At 59.6% G+C, this 18,440-nt stretch carries 18 protein-coding genes; 7 read left to right on the top strand and 11 right to left on the bottom strand.

Annotated elements, in window-relative coordinates:
* Positions 1 to 27 precede the first annotated feature (27 nt).
* The 4 genes from purC to ypfH all read left to right on the top strand — a co-directional run bounded on the left by purC (position 28) and on the right by ypfH (position 4,693).
* Positions 28 to 741 (top strand): phosphoribosylaminoimidazolesuccinocarboxamide synthase, encoded by a 714-nt coding sequence (gene purC, locus ACJ8IM_RS21520; RefSeq protein WP_033654588.1) that lies wholly within the window; start codon positions 28 to 30, stop codon positions 739 to 741.
* Positions 742 to 950: 209 nt separating this feature from the next.
* Positions 951 to 1,814, top strand: coding sequence for a KPN_02809 family neutral zinc metallopeptidase (gene ypfJ / locus ACJ8IM_RS21515; protein ID WP_033635497.1), 864 nt, complete (start codon positions 951 to 953; stop codon positions 1,812 to 1,814).
* 56 nt (positions 1,815 to 1,870) lie between these two features.
* Positions 1,871 to 3,883, top strand: a complete 2,013-nt coding sequence (locus ACJ8IM_RS21510; protein WP_033654589.1) for a tRNA(Met) cytidine acetyltransferase TmcA — start codon at positions 1,871 to 1,873, stop codon at positions 3,881 to 3,883.
* Between the two features lie 120 nt (positions 3,884 to 4,003).
* Positions 4,004 to 4,693, top strand: a complete 690-nt coding sequence (ypfH, locus tag ACJ8IM_RS21505; RefSeq protein ID WP_033654590.1) for an esterase — start codon at positions 4,004 to 4,006, stop codon at positions 4,691 to 4,693.
* A 30-nt stretch (positions 4,694 to 4,723) separates the two neighbouring features.
* On the opposite strand, the gene ACJ8IM_RS21500 is transcribed toward ypfH, so the two are convergent.
* The 6 genes from ACJ8IM_RS21500 to ACJ8IM_RS21475 all read right to left on the bottom strand — a co-directional run bounded on the left by ACJ8IM_RS21500 (position 4,724) and on the right by ACJ8IM_RS21475 (position 8,862).
* A complete protein-coding gene (locus tag ACJ8IM_RS21500; protein WP_004941720.1) occupies positions 4,724 to 4,909 on the bottom strand; it encodes a YpfN family protein in 186 nt (61 codons plus the stop codon).
* A 2-nt stretch (positions 4,910 to 4,911) separates the two neighbouring features.
* On the bottom strand, positions 4,912 to 5,586 hold the full coding sequence (locus ACJ8IM_RS21495; protein WP_033654591.1) for a M15 family metallopeptidase: 675 nt from the start codon (positions 5,584 to 5,586) through the stop codon (positions 4,912 to 4,914).
* Entirely contained in the window at positions 5,583 to 6,710 is a 1,128-nt protein-coding gene (gene dapE / locus ACJ8IM_RS21490) for a succinyl-diaminopimelate desuccinylase (RefSeq protein WP_033648807.1), read from the bottom strand. The genes ACJ8IM_RS21495 and dapE overlap by 4 nt, the downstream gene beginning before the upstream one ends.
* Positions 6,707 to 7,093: an ArsC family reductase gene (locus tag ACJ8IM_RS21485; protein ID WP_033654592.1), complete on the bottom strand. Its 387-nt coding sequence runs from the start codon at positions 7,091 to 7,093 to the stop codon at positions 6,707 to 6,709. The genes dapE and ACJ8IM_RS21485 overlap by 4 nt, the downstream gene beginning before the upstream one ends.
* A gap of 254 nt (positions 7,094 to 7,347) precedes the next feature.
* Positions 7,348 to 7,899 carry a LuxR C-terminal-related transcriptional regulator gene (locus tag ACJ8IM_RS21480; protein ID WP_033648805.1) on the bottom strand — a complete coding sequence of 184 codons (552 nt, stop codon included), beginning with the start codon at positions 7,897 to 7,899 and terminating at the stop codon, positions 7,348 to 7,350.
* Between the two features lie 531 nt (positions 7,900 to 8,430).
* On the bottom strand, positions 8,431 to 8,862 hold the full coding sequence (locus ACJ8IM_RS21475; RefSeq protein WP_033654593.1) for a GNAT family N-acetyltransferase: 432 nt from the start codon (positions 8,860 to 8,862) through the stop codon (positions 8,431 to 8,433).
* A 284-nt stretch (positions 8,863 to 9,146) separates the two neighbouring features.
* Between ACJ8IM_RS21475 and ypfM the strand changes: the two genes are divergently transcribed.
* The gene (ypfM, locus tag ACJ8IM_RS21470; protein WP_100396732.1) at positions 9,147 to 9,206 is read left to right on the top strand and encodes a protein YpfM; all 60 of its coding nucleotides are present in this window, start codon (positions 9,147 to 9,149) and stop codon (positions 9,204 to 9,206) included.
* Between the two features lie 126 nt (positions 9,207 to 9,332).
* Here the strand turns inward: ypfM and acrD are convergent, their stop codons facing one another.
* Positions 9,333 to 12,470 (bottom strand): multidrug efflux RND transporter permease AcrD, encoded by a 3,138-nt coding sequence (acrD, locus tag ACJ8IM_RS21465; RefSeq protein ID WP_033635489.1) that lies wholly within the window; start codon positions 12,468 to 12,470, stop codon positions 9,333 to 9,335.
* Positions 12,471 to 12,763: 293 nt separating this feature from the next.
* Here acrD and ACJ8IM_RS21460 point away from each other — a divergent pair, with 293 nt between their 5' ends.
* The gene (locus ACJ8IM_RS21460; RefSeq protein ID WP_004941750.1) at positions 12,764 to 13,042 is read left to right on the top strand and encodes a winged helix-turn-helix domain-containing protein; all 279 of its coding nucleotides are present in this window, start codon (positions 12,764 to 12,766) and stop codon (positions 13,040 to 13,042) included.
* Positions 13,043 to 13,064: 22 nt separating this feature from the next.
* Here ACJ8IM_RS21460 and ACJ8IM_RS21455 read toward each other — a convergent pair whose 3' ends face one another.
* The 3 genes from ACJ8IM_RS21455 to ACJ8IM_RS21445 form a co-directional block, all read right to left on the bottom strand.
* The gene (locus ACJ8IM_RS21455; RefSeq protein ID WP_033635488.1) at positions 13,065 to 13,697 is read right to left on the bottom strand and encodes a response regulator; all 633 of its coding nucleotides are present in this window, start codon (positions 13,695 to 13,697) and stop codon (positions 13,065 to 13,067) included.
* A 161-nt stretch (positions 13,698 to 13,858) separates the two neighbouring features.
* Positions 13,859 to 15,535, bottom strand: a complete 1,677-nt coding sequence (gene narQ, locus ACJ8IM_RS21450; protein ID WP_033654594.1) for a nitrate/nitrite two-component system sensor histidine kinase NarQ — start codon at positions 15,533 to 15,535, stop codon at positions 13,859 to 13,861.
* A 260-nt stretch (positions 15,536 to 15,795) separates the two neighbouring features.
* On the bottom strand, positions 15,796 to 17,442 hold the full coding sequence (locus tag ACJ8IM_RS21445) for a M60 family metallopeptidase (RefSeq protein WP_125460803.1): 1,647 nt from the start codon (positions 17,440 to 17,442) through the stop codon (positions 15,796 to 15,798).
* Between the two features lie 234 nt (positions 17,443 to 17,676).
* Here ACJ8IM_RS21445 and nudK point away from each other — a divergent pair, with 234 nt between their 5' ends.
* Entirely contained in the window at positions 17,677 to 18,252 is a 576-nt protein-coding gene (nudK, locus tag ACJ8IM_RS21440; protein WP_033635486.1) for a GDP-mannose pyrophosphatase NudK, read from the top strand.
* 50 nt (positions 18,253 to 18,302) lie between these two features.
* Here nudK and ACJ8IM_RS21435 read toward each other — a convergent pair.
* A partial coding sequence (locus tag ACJ8IM_RS21435) for a transketolase-like TK C-terminal-containing protein (RefSeq protein WP_412034317.1) occupies positions 18,303 to 18,440 on the bottom strand: 138 nt, incomplete at its 5' end.

Here is an 18,440-nt window from a genome sequence, read left to right as displayed (position 1 = left end):
CGGGGATACATCACTGGAGTAAGTAAGATGCAAAAGCTAGCTGAGCTGTATCGCGGAAAGGCAAAAACCGTTTACACCACCGAGAATCCCGATCTGTTGGTGTTGGAGTTCCGCAACGATACGTCAGCACTGGATGGTCAGCGCATTGAGCAGTTCGATCGCAAAGGCATGGTGAACAACAAGTTCAACCATTTCATCATGAGCAAACTGGAAGAAGCCGGCATCCCGACCCAGATGGAGCGTCTGCTGTCCGACAACGAAGTGCTGGTGAAAAAGCTGGACATGGTGCCGGTGGAATGCGTGATCCGCAACCGCGCCGCCGGTTCGCTGGTGAAGCGTCTGGGCATCGAAGAAGGCCTGGTGCTGAACCCGCCGCTGTTTGATCTGTTCCTGAAAAACGATGCCATGCACGATCCGATGGTCAACGAATCCTACTGCGAAACCTTCGGCTGGGTGAACAAAGCGCATCTGGCGCGCATGCGTGAGCTGAGCTACCGCGCCAACGACGTGTTGACCCAGCTGTTCGACGACGCCGGCCTGATCCTGGTCGACTTCAAGCTGGAGTTCGGCCTGTTCAACGGCGAAGTGGTGCTGGGCGATGAGTTCTCGCCGGACGGCAGCCGCCTGTGGGACAAAAACACCCTGGACAAGATGGACAAAGACCGTTTCCGTCAAAGCCTGGGCGGCCTGATCGAAGCCTATGAAGAAGTGGCGCGCCGCATCGGCGTGAAGCTCGACTAAGCGTCGGCACCGCCATTCGGGGCGATCCGGCCGGATCGTCCCGCTATTCTGCGTTTTTCCAGAAAATTTCTACATTTCCTCTGCGGCAGACCATTTATAATAATGGATGCGAGATGACTAAAACCTATCCCACTCAGGCTTGAAGCTGCCTTTGCGCTTACCATCGCGGCGCAACTTCAACGAACAGGGGAAATATCTGGAGTATATTTATGCGTTGGCAAGGGCGTCGGGAAAGTGACAATGTTGAGGATCGTCGCGGGCAATCTTCAGGTTTGGGCGGCGGCGGCTTCCGCGTGCCGGTGCGCGGCAAGGGCGGCATCGTCATTCTGGTGGTGGTGCTGGTGGCCGGCTATTACGGCATCGATCTGTCGCCGCTATTGAACGGCGGTAACGTTGCGCCGCAGGGGCAACAACAGAGCGCCAACATCAGTCCGAAAGATGATGAGCTGGCCAAATTCACCTCGGTGGTGCTGGCCTCGACCGAGGACAACTGGAAAGAGATTTTCCAGCGCATGGGCAAAACCTATCAACCGCCGAAGCTGGTGATGTATCGCGGCGTGACGCGCACCAGCTGCGGCACCGGTCAGGCGGCAATGGGGCCGTTCTACTGCCCGGGTGACAGAACGGTGTATATCGATCTGTCTTTCTATCAGGACATGAAAACCAAGCTGGGCGCCGGCGGTGATTTCGCTCAGGCCTATGTGGTGGCGCACGAAGTCGGCCACCACGTGCAGAACCTGTTGGGTATCGAGCCCAAGGTGCGCCAGATGCAGCAGGGCGCCAGCCAGGCGGAAGTGAACCGTCTGTCGGTGAAAATGGAGCTGCAGGCGGACTGTTTCGCCGGCGTGTGGGGCAAATACGCCGAGAAGCAGCAGATGCTGGAAGAGGGCGATCTGCAGGCGGCGCTGAACGCCGCGCAGGCGATTGGCGACGATCGGTTGCAGCAGCAGAGTCAGGGCCGCGTTGTGCCGGACAGCTTCACTCACGGCACCTCGCAGCAGCGCTACACCTGGTTTAAACAGGGCTTCGACAGCGGCGATCCCAATACCTGCAACACCTTTGCATCCCGTTAACGCCTCAAGTGCCGGAGCCTGACTCCGGCATTTTTTTCGGATTGAGATACAGCCTTATGCTACAGGCAGCGCAACAACTCATGCGGCGGCAGGGCATCCGGCGCCTGCTGGTGCTCAGCGGTGAGCCCGGCTGGTGCCGCGAACAGGCGCAGCGGCTGGCGGCGACGCTGCCGGGCGACTGGCCGTGGGTGGGGGAAAACCCGCCGCCCGGCCTGACGGCGTTGGCGAGCGGCGCGGTGCGCCAACTGCTGGGGCAGGAACGGCTGCACGCGGTGTTCGACGCCGGCCAATCGCTGGACGTGGAGGCGTTGGCGGCGCTGTGCGGCGCACTGCGCGCCGGCAGCTGGCTGCTGCTGCTGACGCCGCCCTGGCGGCAATGGTCTCAGCTGCCGGACGGCGACAGCCTGCGCTGGAGCGATTGCCCACAGCCGATCACCACCCCGCATTTCATTCACCATCTGCAGCAGCACCTGGCAGACGACCGAGAAGTGACGATCTGGCGGCAGGATGAGCCTCTGACGCTGGCCGCGCTGCCGGCGCGCGAGGGTTGGCTGCCGCCGGATGGCCGGCCGACCGGGGAGCAACAGGCGATCTTGACGGCGCTGCTGCAGGCCGAATCCGGCGTGTGGGTGCTGACCGCCGCCCGCGGCCGCGGCAAATCGACGCTGGCCGGCATGCTGGTGGCGCAGTCGCCGCTGACCTGTTGGATCACCGGGCCGAGCCGCGCCGCCACGGAGGTGGCCGGGGAATGGGCGCAGGGGCGCGCGCAGTTTTGGGCGCCCGATGCCTTGCTGGCGCAGTGTCGGGAGGGGGACGTCAGCGCCGTGGGCTGGCTGCTGGTGGATGAAGCGGCGGCGATCCCCGCGCCGCTGTTGCAGCAGCTGATCGGTTATTTCCCGCGCGTGCTGCTGACCACTACGGTGCAGGGGTATGAGGGCACCGGCCGCGGTTTTCTGCTGAAGTTTTGCGCCGGGCTGCCGTCTTATCAGGCGTTGAGCCTGCAACAGCCGATGCGCTGGGCACAGGGCGATGCGCTGGAACGGGTCACGGACAATGCGCTGTTGTTCAATGAGCTGCCCGCCTGGCCGGCGGATGGCCAGGCGATCGATTACAGCCAGGCAGAGCAGCGTGAGCTGTGCGCCGATCCGCAGCGGCTGGCGCGTTTCTACGCCCTGCTGAGCAGCGCGCATTACCGCACCTCGCCGCTGGACTTGCGCAGGCTGATGGATGCGCCCGGCATGCATTACGGGCTGGCGCAGGCCGGGCCAGAGGTGGTCGGCGCCGTGTGGCTGGTGGACGAAGGCGGCTTGAGCGCCGAGTTGGCGCACGATGTGTGGGCCGGCCGCCGTCGGCCGCGCGGCAACCTGGTGGCGCAGTCGCTGGCGGCGCACGGCGGCCAATGGTGGGCGCCGACGCTGCGTTCAAGGCGCATTACCCGCATCGCGACGCTGCCGGCGCTGCGGCGGCAGGGTATCGCGCGTCAGCTGATCGAACGGCAACGCCGCCAGGCGCAGGGGCTGGATTTCCTGTCGGTCAGCTTCGGCTATACCGAGCCGCTGTGGCGTTTTTGGCAATCCTGCGGTTTCGAGCTGGTGCGCATCGGCAGCAAACCGGAGGCCAGCAGCGGCTGCTATACCGCGATGGCTATTTTGCCCTTGAGCGAGCAAGGGGAGGCGCTGCGACACGCGGCGCACAAGCATCTGGCGCGCGACTGGCCCTGGCTGCGGCAGCGCATCGAGCTCGCGCTGGCGATCCCGGGCGACGACGGCGATACGTCGCTCGGCGAAGAGGACTGGCGTGAGCTGGCCGGGTTCGCTTTCGCCCACCGGCCGCTGGAGGCCAGCCTGGGGGCATTGCAGCGTTTGCTGTTGGCCAGCAATCTGCCGCTGCCCGCGCTGCGCGGCCATCTGCAGCGGCGGCAATCCCCGGCAGCCTGCGCGGAGCAGGCGGGCGTCAGCGGCCAGAAAGCCTTGCTGCGCCACTGGCGGCATGAAACGGCGCAGGCGCTGGAACAGCTGAATGCGCAGCACTGCCGCTACTGGCGCGACTGGGCGCAGTCGTTGCAATAAATTGAACAACTCGCTCAATAAAACCCGATTTTCCCGCTTTCTCAACGGCGTATAGTCACTGTCAGCGGTGCGGCGGCGACTGTCCTCGCACCAGGTTTGGTTACTATTAAGGAGTCATCGATGAAACATGAGCATTTCGTTGTCCAAAGCCCGGCGACCCCGGCGGCGCAGCTGATCTTGCTGTTTCACGGTGTCGGCGATAACCCGGTGGCGATGGGGGAGATCGGCAGCTACTTCGCCAAAGAGTTTCCTCAGGCGCAGGTGGTGAGCATCGGTGGCCCCGAAGCGTTTGGCAACAGCGCCGGGCGCCAGTGGTTTTCGGTGCAGGACGTGACCGAAGAGAACCGCGCGGTCCGTATTGCAGACGTGATGCCGCAGTTTGTGGCGGTGGTGCGCCATTGGCAGCAACTGAGCGGCGTGGGCTATGCCGGCACGGCGCTGGTGGGGTTCTCGCAAGGGGCCATTATGGCGCTGGAAGCGTTGAAAGCGGAAACCCGGCTGGCCGGGCGCGTGGTGGCGTTCAGCGGGCGTTTCGCCCAGCTGCCTGAGCAGGCTTTCGGCGACAGCGTGGTGCATTTGATCCACGGTGCAGAGGACGCGGTGATCGCGGTGCAACACGCTCACGCGGCGGCGGAAGCGCTTCGGGCCGGCGGCGCCGATTTCACGCTGGACGTTGAGGAAAACGTCGGGCACGCGATCAACCAGGGCATGATGAACGCCGCGCTGGAAAGGCTGCATTATTATGTGCCGCAGCGCTACTGGGACGAGGCATTGTCCGGCAAGCGCGGCGAGCTGATCGCCTTTCGCTAAAAACTCAGGGCGCCGATAAGCGCCCTGGTGTCATTTCTTTTTCGGCCAGTCGTCTTCGTCATCCCACTGGGCATTATTGTCGCGGTGCGGCGGTATCTCCGGCTTGTTGGCCAGATAGCTTTTCACGTCGACGCGGCGCAGTTCCTTGATGCCGCTGACGACCATTCCCACCAGAACCAGCAGGATAATCCACCAGTAATCAGCTAACCATTGCATAGCTACTCCTTTACTTCACTGCGTATAAAACGCGAAAAAATCGAGGGCAGATGGCGTTCGAGCCATTCGGCACCGGCGACCTCCTTGTCTTGCCAGGCCGCCAGCAACAGCGCCGGGGTCAGCAAATGCTCGGCTTCTTGCGCCAGCGGCCGGTAGCTCAGATGCCACGGCTCTACCGCCACGCCACCGCTGTCTTCGGTAAAGGGGCGGTAGAAACCGAACTCGGCCATATGCGCCGTCAGCCACTGGTTGAGCGGCGCAAAGTAACCGCCTTCTTCATATTCCCACGGCTCCAGCTGCAGCTTTTTCCCTTCCGGCAGCAGCGACGGATCGTACACATCCAGATCGCTGCCCCAGTGATGGCGGCTGGCGCCCGGCAGGGCCGACCAGCGCAGGATTGCCTCACAGCGCTCGGCGGCGGGCAGAGGCGCGACGTCGATCGGGCGGCTGTCCTTATCTAATACTGGCCGCTGGCCGCAGAATTTGCCATTCCAAATCGCCAACTGCCGGTCGAAATCGCGGAAGGTGCTGGCGGGCTGGAGATCGAATCCCGCCTCATGCGCCGCTTGCTGCATCGCCAGGAAGGCGTTGACCGCCTGCGGCTGCAGCCGATGGTTCCCGCTCAGCGGCGCCAGGTGTTCGGTTGAGCGGCCGGTGAGCATCTCTGCGTTGATCATGCGACCAATTGCTCCATGATGCGTTGATACATGCGGCTCAGCAGCTGCAGATCCGCGGCGTTGACGCATTCGTTGACCTTGTGGATGGTGGCGTTGACCGGCCCCAGCTCCACCACCTGCGCGCCCATCTGCGCGATAAAGCGGCCGTCGGAGGTGCCGCCGGTGGTCAGCAACTGCGGCGTCAGTTCAGAATAGTGCTCGACGGCGTTGACCACCGCATCCACCAGCGCGCCGCGCGAGGTGAGGAACGGTTGGCCGGACAGCCGCCACTCGATGCTGTAGTTCAGCTGGTGGCGTTCCAGCAGCTCTTCCACGCGCTGCTTGATCATCGCGTCGGTCAGCTCGGTGCTGAAACGGAAGTTGAACTGCACGTAAAGATCGCCCGGGATCACGTTGTTGCTGCCGGTGCCGGCCTGCACGTTGGCGATCTGCATGCTGGTCGGCGGGAAGAACTCGTTGCCGCGATCCCATTCGATCGCCACCAGTTCATTCAGCGCCGGCATGGCGCGGTGCACCGGGTTGTCCGCCAGGTGCGGATAGGCGACGTGCCCCTGTACGCCGTGGATATGCAGGTTGGCGGTGATGGAGCCGCGTCGGCCGTTTTTCACCACGTCGCCGACGCGCTCGGTGCTGGACGGCTCGCCGACCAGGCAGTAATCCAGCCTCTCGTTGCGCGCCATCAGCGCTTCGACCACCTTAACCGTGCCGTGGGTGGCGCTGGCCTCTTCATCCGAGGTGATCAGAAATGCCAGGCGGCCCCGGTGATCCGGGTTAGCGGCGACAAATCGCTCGGCGGCCACCACCATTGCGGCCAATGAACCTTTCATGTCCGCCGCGCCGCGGCCATACAGCATGCCGTCGCGGATCGCCGGTTCAAACGGCGGGTTGTCCCAACGCTTTTCATCGCCGGTCGGCACCACGTCGGTGTGCCCGGCAAACGCCAGGGTTTGCCCTTCGCCGCGCCAGGCCCAGAAATTCTGGGTGTCTTCGAAGTCCATCGCTTCGACGGTGAAGCCGATCGCCTGCAGACGATCGATCATCAGTTGCTGACAGCCTTCGTCATTCGGGCTGAGGGAAGGGCGCTTGATCAGCTGCTGGGCCAGTTCGATAACCGGGCAAGTCATACGGCGACCTCGGCGATAAATTGCTGGTAAGTGTCGGCGTTAAAACCGAGCAGGGCGCGGCCGTTGCCGTCGTCCAGCAGCGGGCGTTTAATGATTGCCGGCTGCGCCAGCATCAGCGCGATGGCGGCGTCGGCGTTATCGCAGGCGTTGCGCTGCGCTTCATCCAGCTTGCGCCAGGTGGTGCCGCGGGTATTGAGCAGCGGCTCCCAACCCAGTTGCGCGACGAAACCGCGCAGCTGCTGTTCGGTCAGGCCGTCGGCGCGGTAGTCGTGAAAATGATAGGCCACGCCCTGATCTTCCAGCCAGCGGCGGGCTTTCTTGATGGTGTCGCAGTTTTTGATGCCGTACATCGTCAGCGTTGTCTGTTGCGGTTTGTTTGCCATGGCGTAAAGCTACCTGTCTCGTCGAGTCGATACTGGGCGGCGGGCGCGGTCTTAGGCCTTCTCGCCGCCCGGCGATAGCAGAGATAATGCCAGTAAAGCGGCGGCGAGATCCAGACAACGATGCGCGCGAGATGCGATTGAGCACCAGGGAGAGAAGTTGGCAATGTGGTTGAACGGCAGACTTCGCCGACGGTGCTTGTAAAAGACGTCGGCGAACGCGTTCAGCCGCCAATGCGGATCTGGGCTCAGAGGAACTATTCTTTATTAATTTTTATATTTAAACGATCGGTTAAACACCGTACGCGGGTAATATGCAACAGCGGTTTTATTCTGCTGGCGCCAAGCTTTTTCATGATTCTCGATTTGTAATGATTGGCGGTTTTGTTTCTTATATTCATAGCGTTGCTGATATCGGTCAGCGATTTTCCCGTCGACCACTCCGACAGGAAAAGGGACTCGCGCCGGGAGAGCTGCGGCGGCTCGGTATAGTGACTGTAGCGCGTATATAAATCGCCGATCAGGTGGCTGAAACGGCTTAAAGATATAAGGTTTGATAATATAATGGTCTTATTGTCGACAATCACCATCTCATGCGGGCAGTCGGTAATAATGACTATTTTGTAGGTTTTGGGGTTGGCATATTCATCGCGGTAACGCGCTTCAAAATTGGCGAGGGTGACATCGATAAAGCAGACCCTTCTGCGGTTAAAGTCGGCTGGCGTGTTTTTTTCTGACCATGTTTGATTTATCAGTTGTCTGATACCGATAATGGTATAGGTACATTCGCTGAAAATATCGATCTTCATATTATTATAATCCTTTATTTTTTATTCCCGGTGGCGACGGTTATCTTAAAGTATAAAAATAGAAATAATCGAAATAATTAAATGTTGAATTATTTCCGATGATGAATCTCATCATTTAACTATACCGCTGGTTTAGTTGGATTTCTTAATAACTTATTGATAATTAAATGATAAATAATTTAAGTTAAAATTGCCGCAAGAGGGGTAGAGATTTTTAAATAGATGTCAGCTATCAATCAAGGATAATTAAAAGGAAATATCATAGATCATTCCTATCGTAAATTAATATTCGATCGTTTTTACCGATCTTTTGGTTCGTGATATCTTTGTAAGAGGTCTAATGACTAAGAAATATCTCTGACAGGAAGTTCAAACGTTTTCTCATTCATGGTTGCAGAGGTGAATAATAGTGAAAATAAAAAGTTAAAAGAGAGTGTGTGTTTTTTCTGGGGCGTTTTGGCTAAGCATTTTATCTGTCTCAAGCAGATCGTCAGCTGTATTCTGCTGAGAAAAGTATTTTGATCAAGATGATCAGCGGATATAACCGCCGTTTTGCAACCGTTGCAGTGAGGCGCCGTCCGCATACACCATGCCGGTGGTCAAATCGTGAAAGCCGTACTTTTTATAGAAGGTCAGTTTTTCCGGCACGGAATAGATGAAAATCTTGCCGAGCGGCGCCAAATCTTGCATCACCCGATCCATCAACCGGCGCCCCAGCCCTTGCCCCTGAAAGCGCGGATCGATCGCCACGTCGGCCAGGTAGGCGACCGAGGTCAGGTCGCTGATGGCGTGCGCGGTGGCGATCAGCTCGTCGCCGATAAACCCCCAATAGCAAAACTGGCTGTGTTGGTAAACGCGCCGCAGGGTGTGCGGATCGCGCTTGCCCAGCCCGGCGGCCTCCAGCAACTCGCACAGCCGCTGCCAGTCGATGGCGCGGCGGTTCCGGTCGGTGATAATTTCCATCGTTTTCCTCTAACCAATAAGACTGAGGTCGGCGGCATAGTGCCGAATGGCGTGCTGATACCCGCGGATGTCGGCGCTCCATTGTCGTATTTTTATACCTTTTACACGCTACCGCGGAGAAATTGATATCACAAGGGAATAGCAGCACTGAGTATTGATCAGATAAATACGAAAATGTGCGCTAAGCCCGGTTTCCGGGCCTGGCATCGTTCCCGTTTCCCTTCACATGGTCAAAAAACAGGCGTAGAATCCGCTTCGTCAAATAATTGAGGTTGTAAAGTATTATGGTTGATCGTGAATTAGGAAACTGGAAAGACTTCATTGATGAGATGTTGGGCAACTGACACAGCGTTGAAGCAGATGGCAAGGTTGAGTCATTGGAAAGTCACTGAAACACCTTGGGAACGAGATTATCGTTCGAAATAAAGCAGCATCGGTAACCCGACGCTGCTTTTTTTATGCCCAGGCTATCACTCCCCGGCGGCCGTCGTATTGCCTGCCGGATGCGCTTTGCCCGGGAAGCGGCGGCGCACCAGCACGAAGAACAGCGGCACGAAGAAAATCGCCAGCAGGGTGGCGGAGATCATGCCGCCCATCACCCCGGTGCCGACCGCATGCTGGCTGCCGGAACCGGCGCCGCTGCTGGTGGCCATCGGCAGCACGCCGAAGATGAACGCCAGCGAAGTCATCAGGATCGGCCGCAGACGCATGCGTGATGCGTCGAGCGTCGCGGACATCAGATCCTGCCCTTTGTGGTTCAGCTCGTTGGCGAATTCGACGATCAGAATGGCGTTTTTCGCCGACAGCCCAATGATGGTCAACAGGCCGACCTGGAAATAAACGTCGTTCTCCAGGCCGCGCAGCCAGGTGGCGGCGACCGCGCCGATCACCCCCAGCGGCACCACCAGCATCACCGAGAACGGTATCGACCAGCTTTCATACAGCGCCGCCAGGCACAGGAACACCACCAGCAGCGAGATGGCGTACAGCGCCGGCGCCTGCGAGCCGGACAAGCGTTCCTGGTAGGAGAGCGCCGTCCATTCCAGCCCGAAGCCGGTCGGTAACTGGCTGACCAGTTTTTCCATTTCCGCCATGGCGGTGCCGGTGCTGACGCCGTTGGCCGCCTCGCCGACGATTTCCAGCGCCGAGTTGCCGTTATAGCGTTCCAGCCGCGGCGAGCCGTATTCCCAGTGTGAACTGGCGAAGGCCGAGAACGGCACCATGCCGCCCGCGCTGTTGCGCACATACCATTTGTTGATGTCTTCCGGCAGCATGCGGAACGGCGCGGCGGCCTGCACGTAAACTCTCTTCACCCGGCCGCGATCGACGAAGTCGTTGACGTAGGTCGAACCCCAGGCGGTGGAGAGGGTATTGTTGATGTCGTCGATAGATACGCCCAGCGCCTGCGCCTTGCGCTGATCGATATCGATCTGCAGCTGCGGGCTGTCGTCCAGGCCGTTGTGGCGCACGCGCGACAGCAGCGGATTTTGCGCCGCCAGCTGTAACAGTTGGTCGCGAGCCGCCATCAGTTTGGCGTGCCCCAACCCGGCGTGATCTTCCAGTTCCATGTCGAAGCCGGAGGAGTTGCCGAGGCCGGTGATCGCCGGCGGGCTGCTGGCGATCACCCGCGCTTCGTTAATCTTGTTGAATGCCAGCGTGGCGCGATCGATGATGTCGAACGAGCTGTTGGCGCCCGAGGTGCGCAGATCCCAGTCTTTCAGCCGAACGAACAGACGCGCCACGTTTTGGCCGTTGCCCCCCGGCCCGGAGCCGATGATGGCGAACACCGACAACACGTCCTGTTTCTCTTCGGTGAGGAAATACTGCTCGACCTTTTCCACCACTTTAGAGGTTTGCTGCAGGGTCGAGCCCGCCGGCAGCTGTACCTGTACGGTGAAGATGCCGCGGTCTTCCTGCGGCAGGAACGAGGTCGGCAGCTTGATGAACAGCAGCGCCATGCCGCCGAGCAACAGCAGATAAATCACCATGTAGCGGCCGCTGGCGTGCAGAATGCGCCCCACGCCGCGCTCATAGCGTTCGGCGTTGCGGTTGAACATGCGGTTGAACCAGCCGAAGAAGCCGCGCTTGCCGTGATGGTGCCCCTTGGCGATCGGTTTGAGCAGCGTGGCGCACAGGGCCGGGGTCAGGATCATCGCCACCAGCACCGACAACACCATGGCGGAAACGATGGTGATGGAGAACTGGCGATAGATGGCGCCGGTGGTGCCGCCGAAGAACGCCATCGGCACGAACACCGCTGACAGCACCAGGGCGATGCCGACCAGCGCGCTCTGAATTTGCCCCATGGATTTGCGCGTGGCTTCACGCGGCGGCAGGCCTTCTTCGCTCATCACGCGTTCGACGTTTTCCACCACCACGATGGCGTCGTCCACCAGCAGGCCGATCGCCAGCACCATGGCGAACATGGTAAGGGTATTGATGCTGAAGCCGCAGGCGGAAAGGATGGCGAAGGTGCCCAGCAGCACCACCGGCACGGCGATGGTGGGGATCAGCGTGGCGCGGAAGTTCTGCAGGAACAGATACATCACCAGGAACACCAGCAGGATGGCTTCCAGCAGCGTTTTCACCACGTCCTTGATCGAGGCTTTGACGAAGGGGGTGGTTTCATAGGCCACTTTGGCCTCCAGCCCGTGCGGGAAGTATTGCGACAGCTCGGCGATCTTGTCTTTCACCAACTGGTCGGTCTGCAGTTCGTTGGCGCCGGAGGCCAGCTTGATGTTCATGCCCGCGGCCTGCATGCCGTTGTAGCGGCTGAGGTAGTTGTAGTTCTCGCCGCCCAGTTCGACGGTGGCGACGTTGCCCAGCGTCACCAGCGAACCGTCCTGATTGACCCGCAGGGTGATTTGGCGGAACTGTTCCGGCGTCTGGAGCTGCGACTGGGCGTTAATGGTGGCGTTCAGCGCCTGCTTATCGACCGATGGCGTGCCGCCCAACTGGCCGACCGCGACCTGGGCGTTCTGCGACTGAATGGCGCTGACCACATCCTGGGTGGTCAACTGGTAGCTGTTGAGCTTGTTGGGATCGAGCCAGATGCGCATGGCGTATTGCGAGCCATACACGTCCATGCTGCCGACCCCGTTGATGCGGCTGAGCGGATCCTGCAGGTTGGAGACGATGTAATCGGCGATGTCCTGCCTGTCCATGCTGCCATCGGTGGAGACGAACGCCACCATCATCAGCGTGGTGTCGCCGGATTTCGAGACCGTCACCCCCTGATTTTGCACCGCCTGCGGCAGGCGTTTGATCGCGGCCTGCAGCTGGTTTTGCACCTGCTGCATCGCCTCGTTGGGATCGGTGCCGGCTTCGAACGTCAACGTCACGGTCGCCTGGCCGGTATTGGTGCTCTGCGACGACATGTACATCATGTTGTCGAGGCCGGTCATATTCTGTTCAATGATTTGGGTAACGGTGTTTTCCAGCGTTTGCGCCGAAGCACCTGGGTAAGTTGCGCTGATGCGCACGTTCGGCGGCGCCAAATTCGGGTATTGTTCTACCGGTAAAGAAAAAATCGCCAACGCCCCGGTCAGGCAAAGAATAATTGCCAGCACCCAGGCGAAAATCGGGCGATCAATAAAAAAATTGGCCATGCAGCGCGAACCTCGTTATGACTTGTTCTATCTTTAAAACGCATCGGAAATATGCATTTCAGCGGCAGGGAAGGATTCCGGCGCTATTGCACTTTACTCGGGATAGCCGAGGAAAGCGTGGAGAAAAAAAGGAGATAGTGTAAATAACGGTAGCGGAAAACGGCGCGGGCGTATCGGCGTCGGTAATTGTACGCTATTAAGACATTTTTATTACTATCAAAGGCCTTGCGCATTTTTTCGCCGCAGGGAATCGAAAAGTAAAAACTGGCCTCACCTTACAGCAGGAGCTTGGCATGGGAATTAACCCGGTATTTGCCCGTCGGCTTTATTTATGCTGGCTGATCAGCCACAGTGAGCGGCCCAATGTGCCGCGGTTGATGGCGCTGACCGGCTGGCCGCGCCGTACGTTGCAGGATGTGCTGAAGGCGCTGCCCGGCATGGGCGTCGAGCTGCAGTTCGTGCAGCAGGGCGTGCGCAACAACGACGGTTTCTATCAGTTGGAAAGCTGGGGGCCGTTCAACAAGAGCTGGGTGCACCAGCATCATCAGGCGCTGCTCAGCGCCATCGAGTAAGCGGCCCCGGCGGGCGGGGCGATCAGTGGCTTTTGTACTCCAGGTACATCACCGTCGCCGCCACGCGAGAACGCACGTCCAGCTTGCGCAGTATGTTGCGGATGTGCACCTTCACGGTTTCTTCAGAGATATGCAACTGCGCCGCCACCTGCTTGTTGGACAGGCCGCGCGCCACCTCTTGCAGGACGTCCAGTTCGCGTTCGGTCAAGGCGGCGAAGGGGTCGCGCTGCTCGCTGCGCGCCAGCAAATAGTCGGCCATGGCGTCGCTGATCACGTTCTGGCCCTCGGCGGCGGCGCTGATGTGTTCCAGCAGTTGTTCGGGTTCGCTGTCTTTCAGCAGATAGCCGTCGGCGCCAGCGTCGATCAGCGCATACAGATCGCTGCGCGCGTCGGAGACCGTCAGCACGATGATGCGCGCGTCCACGCCTTCGTCGCGCAGGGCCCGCAGCGTATCCAGCCCCGACATGCCCTTCATGTTCAGATCCAACAAGATCACGTCCGGAGCGTGCTGCAGCGCCAGCGCAACCGCCTCGCTGCCGTTGCCGGCCTCTGCCACCACGCCAAATCGCGCATCCAGTCCCAGCAGTTGTTTGATGCCGCGCCGCATCAACGGATGATCGTCAACGATCATGACTCGGTATTGCTTCATCACCATGAAATATGCTCCCTGTAGCAAGTAAAGCCACTCAAACGCGCCCGGAGGCGTGCTTCACAGTGGGACTGTCTCTTCAAAAATAGCGGCATTCTGCACCGCAAACCTCTCCGGGCGGCCTTCAGGCCGGCGGCAACCGTAACGCAGAGTGAACAGCCGCAAGGTCAGGGCGAGAATGTCAGGCAGACCGCCGTGCCGCCGCCGCTTCTGCGCCGGATGCGCAGCGTTCCTCCCAGTCGCGCCGCGCGTTCGCTCATGATGGTCAAGCCGTAATGCCCTTCCGGTTCTTCCAGACTGGCGATGCCGCAACCGTCGTCGGTAATGCTGAATACGTTGTCGCCTGCGGCGTTGACCTCGCAACATACCGCGATCTCGTTCGCTCCGGCGTGCTTGACGGCATTGAGCACCGCCTCGCGCACGATCTGCAGCGCGTGCACCTGCTGCTGGGCGTTGAGCGCCTGCGAGGGCAGCCGACAGTGTAACTGAATCCGCGCGGGGGTTAGCGCCTTTAATGGCTGCAACAGTTGCTCCAGCGCGGCATTCAGGTCCGCCTCCTGAATGTTGAGGCGGAAGGTGGCCAGCAATTCTCTCAGCTGGCGATAGGCATCGGCCAGCGTGCGCTCGAAATCGTCGATAATCGCCTGCGCCGCCGGATCGTCGGCGGCGCGCCGGAGCAGCGTCAGCTGGATGCGCAGGAACGACAGCGTCTGCGCCAGCGAATCGTGCAGCTCGCGTGCGATGGTTCCACGCTCTTCCATCAACAGCAGATATTGGTGCTGCTTTTGCGCCCGGTTGAAGTAGACGCCGCGCCCCAGCATGTTGGCCAGGCTCTGCATCAGGTGAGGATGCGGCGGCTGTGCTTCGGGCTGCCATCGCAACTCGCCCAGCAGTTTATCGCCTTGGGTGATCGGCAGCGTGCTCCAGGTTTGCGCCGGCGCCGGCTCTCCTTCGTTCAGTTGCCACTGGCCATGATCGTCCGCCACGTTCAACCGGATGCAGCGCAGTCGTTCGCTTTGGCGCACGATGCGCAGCGCATTTTCGAACGCCTGCTGATCGATCTGACGCACGCTCAGCGCCTGCGAGCAGCGATAGAGCACCTCCAGCGTGTCGTTGGCCTGCTGCAGGCGCTGGGTCTTTTCCTGCACTTTCAGTTCCAGCGACTGATAGAGGCGGGCCAGCTCGTCAGACATGGCGCTGAAGGTTTGCGACAGCACGCCGAGCTCGTTCGGCAGCGCCACGTCCAGCTGCGGATGGCGAAAGTCGCGCTGTTGCACGCGCTGGCTGGCGTCGACCAGATGCTGCAGCGGCGTGACCACCTGGCGGCGCATAAAGCGGATGCAGAACAGCACCAGACCGATGATGGCGGCGTAGCCCAGTACGCTGACGGCGGCCACCAGGGTGAGTTTCAACTCGGAATAACGCTGCAGAGCGGAAACGAAATGATCGACGCGGTTGACGTAGCCGGCGACCTCAGCCCGGTAGGCGGCCTCCTGCCCGTCGCGGATCTGCCGCTCCATCGTTTGCCATGTTCGTTGCAGCGCCAGATAGTGGTTGCGCACCTCGGCCGGGACGTAAAAGCGCGCCAGCTTTTGCAACGCGGGCGCCTGCAACGATTGCCGATACTGCTGCAGGTGCAGCTCCAGCTCCGGGCTCTGCCGCTCGAGATCGAAGGCCAAGCGGTAGCTTTGCATGCGCAGCGAACCGGCAATGTTGATCGCCTCGGCATCGCTCTGGCTGCCGGCGACGGTCGTCAACGCCAACCCGGTGGCGAGCACCGACAGTATCACGATGCCGAACAGCGCTCTGGCCAAGCTGCCGGTCACGGAACGTTTAACAAGCAATCACGGAATCCTTTTCTCTCAGGTGAGGCGCTTCGCCAGTTTCATTCGAAAGCAAAACTATAACTTTTGCAACTAAATTGCACCGCGATTTGTATCAAGTTGTCAACAAAACGGGAACAATTGTCGTTGTGTAATCAAATGAATAGCGAAATGCCCGCCGATGTTCAGCGGCGGGCCGGTTTTCTCTGAAGATTTGCCTTTAGCGCGGATGAAATCAGGCAGAAGGCCCCCTGTTTCTGGGGGCGCTTTATTGCCGCGCTTCAGGGCGTCGGCAGATTCATCGCGGCCACCTGCTTCGCTGCGTGGTCGCTGAAGCGCAGCCCCCAGCGGGTGAAGTACTCGCGCAGATCCTGCCCCGCCTCCCGGCTGTAGACGACCACGCTGAAGTCGATGACCTTCTGCGGCGTGCCGAAAACGTATTTATATTTATCCTGCATGGTGTTACCCGGCGCCGCGAAAGTCTGCTTCAGCCGTTCCTGATTAATCCGCGGGAAGAAGGATTCATCATAAGCGTGCAACAGATGGGTAAAAAACCCCAGCGCGACATCATGCTGCTTCTTCGGGAATTCGTCATAGCGCACTTCTGATGCGAGGAACTTACGCACCGCATCCCGATCCCACTCCTTGTCGGCGCCCAGTTTGCAGGTTGGGCCATAGTCGAAATCGTTGCGTTCCGACAACAGGCGGCAAGCCAGTACCGAATAACGGTTGACCTGCACTTCGGGGAATACGTTGTATTCCCACTGCGGTTCGTTCTCATGCCCCAGTTCGTGCCAGAGTCCCCAGTGGGCGGCGTTGGCGCGGGTGGTCTTGTCGGCGAAGAAACCGACGTTGACCGCGCCCTCGCGGTATTCGGCGCTGCAGCATTTGCTGTAGTTGAGGAACAGGGAACCCTGTGATGCCGTGAACATCTCGTGGGTGCCGTCCATGCCGTTCACCGCTTCATACAGCGCGGCGATGCTGAGGCTTTCCCCCAGCGATTTATTGATGATCTCCTGCGTTTTGTCGGTGATTTTCTTCGGTACGAAGTGATTGGATTTACCGTCATACAACACGGCGCCGCCCAGGATGCCGGCGCCGGCCTTCTGTTGCTCCCAGTCGCCTTGCGTATTCTGACCGAGAATGTGCAGGTTGCTGTCGCCACCGCCGCTCACCTCTAACCGGACAAATTCGCCGTTTTGCTGTTTTTGCGGATGGCTGCAGCCTAAGGCCAGTACGCCGGTTTGCGCGAAGGTATAAGTGGTCTCCTTGTTGGCATCAAGCTTTCGTTTGTTCGAGTAGATGTTGTCAACGTTATCGAAACGGGCGCTGGTCGCCGCAAAACATGAGCTGCCTGCCGGAATAGTTCCGGCCTTTATCGTGACGCTGTCGCCCTGATTCCCCAGCGTGCGGGTGTAGAAGAAAATTCCGCGCGCCATGCTGCCATACAAGGAGTTGTACCAACTGGCGGCGTGAACGATCGGCAGCCGGTAGACATTTGGCGTGTCTGACGGGTACATCTGCATGGTGCGTTTGAGCCAATACAGCGGCGTGCGGGCATCTTGCGAGTCCGCCAGCGCCTGTTCGGCGTCCTGATTCAGCGCATCCAGGCTGGTGCCGATGTAACGCAACGCATCGTTGAATCCCTCCTGCTCGGCATAGGCTTGCCACCAGGGAGTCTCCTGGGCGGCACACTGGCCGAGGTTTTGCCAGGGTTCGCCGACCCAACCGGCTACGCCGGGGATATGGTGTTTTTCTGCCCACCATTTATTGGCGAACAGCGTATTGTCCTTTATGACCTGCGTGCCTTTGATGGCGTAGGTTTTAGCCGCCCATTCCGGCACGTTGGCGCAGTCCGCCGCCTGAGCGCCGGCGCTGGCCATCAATAAAAGGCTTAATGGTAACAAGCAGCGATGAGTCAGTTTCACGTTGGTTTTCCCTAAAGAGGCGTTGAAAAATAAAATAGGCGCGTGTTATTAGGATGATGTGGCGCTATCCCTTATGGTTTTTTTTCAGGGTTTCCGCTACTTAGATGTGCTTACTTTAAGATGATTTCAGGTCGGGCCGCCGCCGGGACCGATGATGTTTTGTTGCAAATCGTCTGCCGCGGCGCGGCGTAATCGCGGTATGATCTTCAGGTTGCAACTCAAGGAAAAAGGGTCATGTCGTCGAAAATTGAGAATGTGAAGAAAGAGCTGCTGTCGGACAACTGGTATGTGCTGCATAAGTATACGTTCGATCTGAAACGCAAAAACGGCGGTTCGGTGCAACAGATGCGCGAGGTCTACGATCGCGGCAACGGCGCCACCATTTTGCTGTACAACCGCGCCAAGGGCACGGTGGTGCTGACCAACCAGTTCCGCATGCCGACCTATGTCAACGGCAACGAGAGCGGCATGCTGCTCGAGGCCTGTGCCGGCCTGCTGGACGCCGATTCTCCGGAGCAGTGCGCGCGCCGCGAAGCGGTGGAAGAGACCGGTTTTCAGGTGGGCGAGGTCAAGAAAATCTTCGAAGCCTACATGTCGCCGGGCGGCGTGACCGAGATCGTGCACTTCTTTATCGCCGAATACCATGACGATGAGCGGCGCGCGGCCGGCGGCGGCATTGAAGATGAAGATATTGAAGTGATCGAACTGCCGTTCAGCGAAGCGGTGGCGATGATCGCCGACGGCCGCATTAAAGACGGCAAGACCATCATGCTGCTGCAGTATTTGCAGATCCATCGGGTGATGGCATAAAAAAAGCCGGTCACGATGACCGGCTTTCTTATTGGCTGGCGCCAGGCCGCTTACTTCAGCAGCGCCTGTGCCTTGGCCACCACGTTGTCCACGGTGAAGCCGAACTCGGCGAACAGCTGCTCCGCCGGCGCCGACTCACCGAAGGTGGTCATGCCCACGATGGCGCCGTTCAGCCCCACGTACTTGTA

Source organism: Serratia sp. CY33525 (assembly GCF_052169115.1).
GTDB classification, from domain to species: domain Bacteria; phylum Pseudomonadota; class Gammaproteobacteria; order Enterobacterales; family Enterobacteriaceae; genus Serratia; species Serratia sarumanii.
Note: the sequence above shows the minus strand (reverse complement) of the source record. Positions and strands in the feature narration are given on the sequence as shown.

Coding starts and splice junctions, on each gene's coding strand:
- ACJ8IM_RS21455 (WP_033635488.1), bottom strand. CDS start 13,697: ATGGTGATGAAGCAATACCGAGTCATGATCGTTGACGATCATCCGTTG.
- nudK (WP_033635486.1), top strand. CDS start 17,677: ATGTCGTCGAAAATTGAGAATGTGAAGAAAGAGCTGCTGTCGGACAAC.
- ACJ8IM_RS21480 (WP_033648805.1), bottom strand. CDS start 7,899: ATGAAGATCGATATTTTCAGCGAATGTACCTATACCATTATCGGTATC.
- ACJ8IM_RS21495 (WP_033654591.1), bottom strand. CDS start 5,586: ATGATCAACGCAGAGATGCTCACCGGCCGCTCAACCGAACACCTGGCG.
- ACJ8IM_RS21475 (WP_033654593.1), bottom strand. CDS start 8,862: ATGGAAATTATCACCGACCGGAACCGCCGCGCCATCGACTGGCAGCGG.
- purC (WP_033654588.1), top strand. CDS start 28: ATGCAAAAGCTAGCTGAGCTGTATCGCGGAAAGGCAAAAACCGTTTAC.
- ACJ8IM_RS21485 (WP_033654592.1), bottom strand. CDS start 7,093: ATGGCAAACAAACCGCAACAGACAACGCTGACGATGTACGGCATCAAA.
- ypfH (WP_033654590.1), top strand. CDS start 4,004: ATGAAACATGAGCATTTCGTTGTCCAAAGCCCGGCGACCCCGGCGGCG.
- ACJ8IM_RS21460 (WP_004941750.1), top strand. CDS start 12,764: ATGGGAATTAACCCGGTATTTGCCCGTCGGCTTTATTTATGCTGGCTG.
- ACJ8IM_RS21500 (WP_004941720.1), bottom strand. CDS start 4,909: ATGCAATGGTTAGCTGATTACTGGTGGATTATCCTGCTGGTTCTGGTG.
- ypfJ (WP_033635497.1), top strand. CDS start 951: ATGCGTTGGCAAGGGCGTCGGGAAAGTGACAATGTTGAGGATCGTCGC.
- acrD (WP_033635489.1), bottom strand. CDS start 12,470: ATGGCCAATTTTTTTATTGATCGCCCGATTTTCGCCTGGGTGCTGGCA.
- dapE (WP_033648807.1), bottom strand. CDS start 6,710: ATGACTTGCCCGGTTATCGAACTGGCCCAGCAGCTGATCAAGCGCCCT.
- ACJ8IM_RS21510 (WP_033654589.1), top strand. CDS start 1,871: ATGCTACAGGCAGCGCAACAACTCATGCGGCGGCAGGGCATCCGGCGC.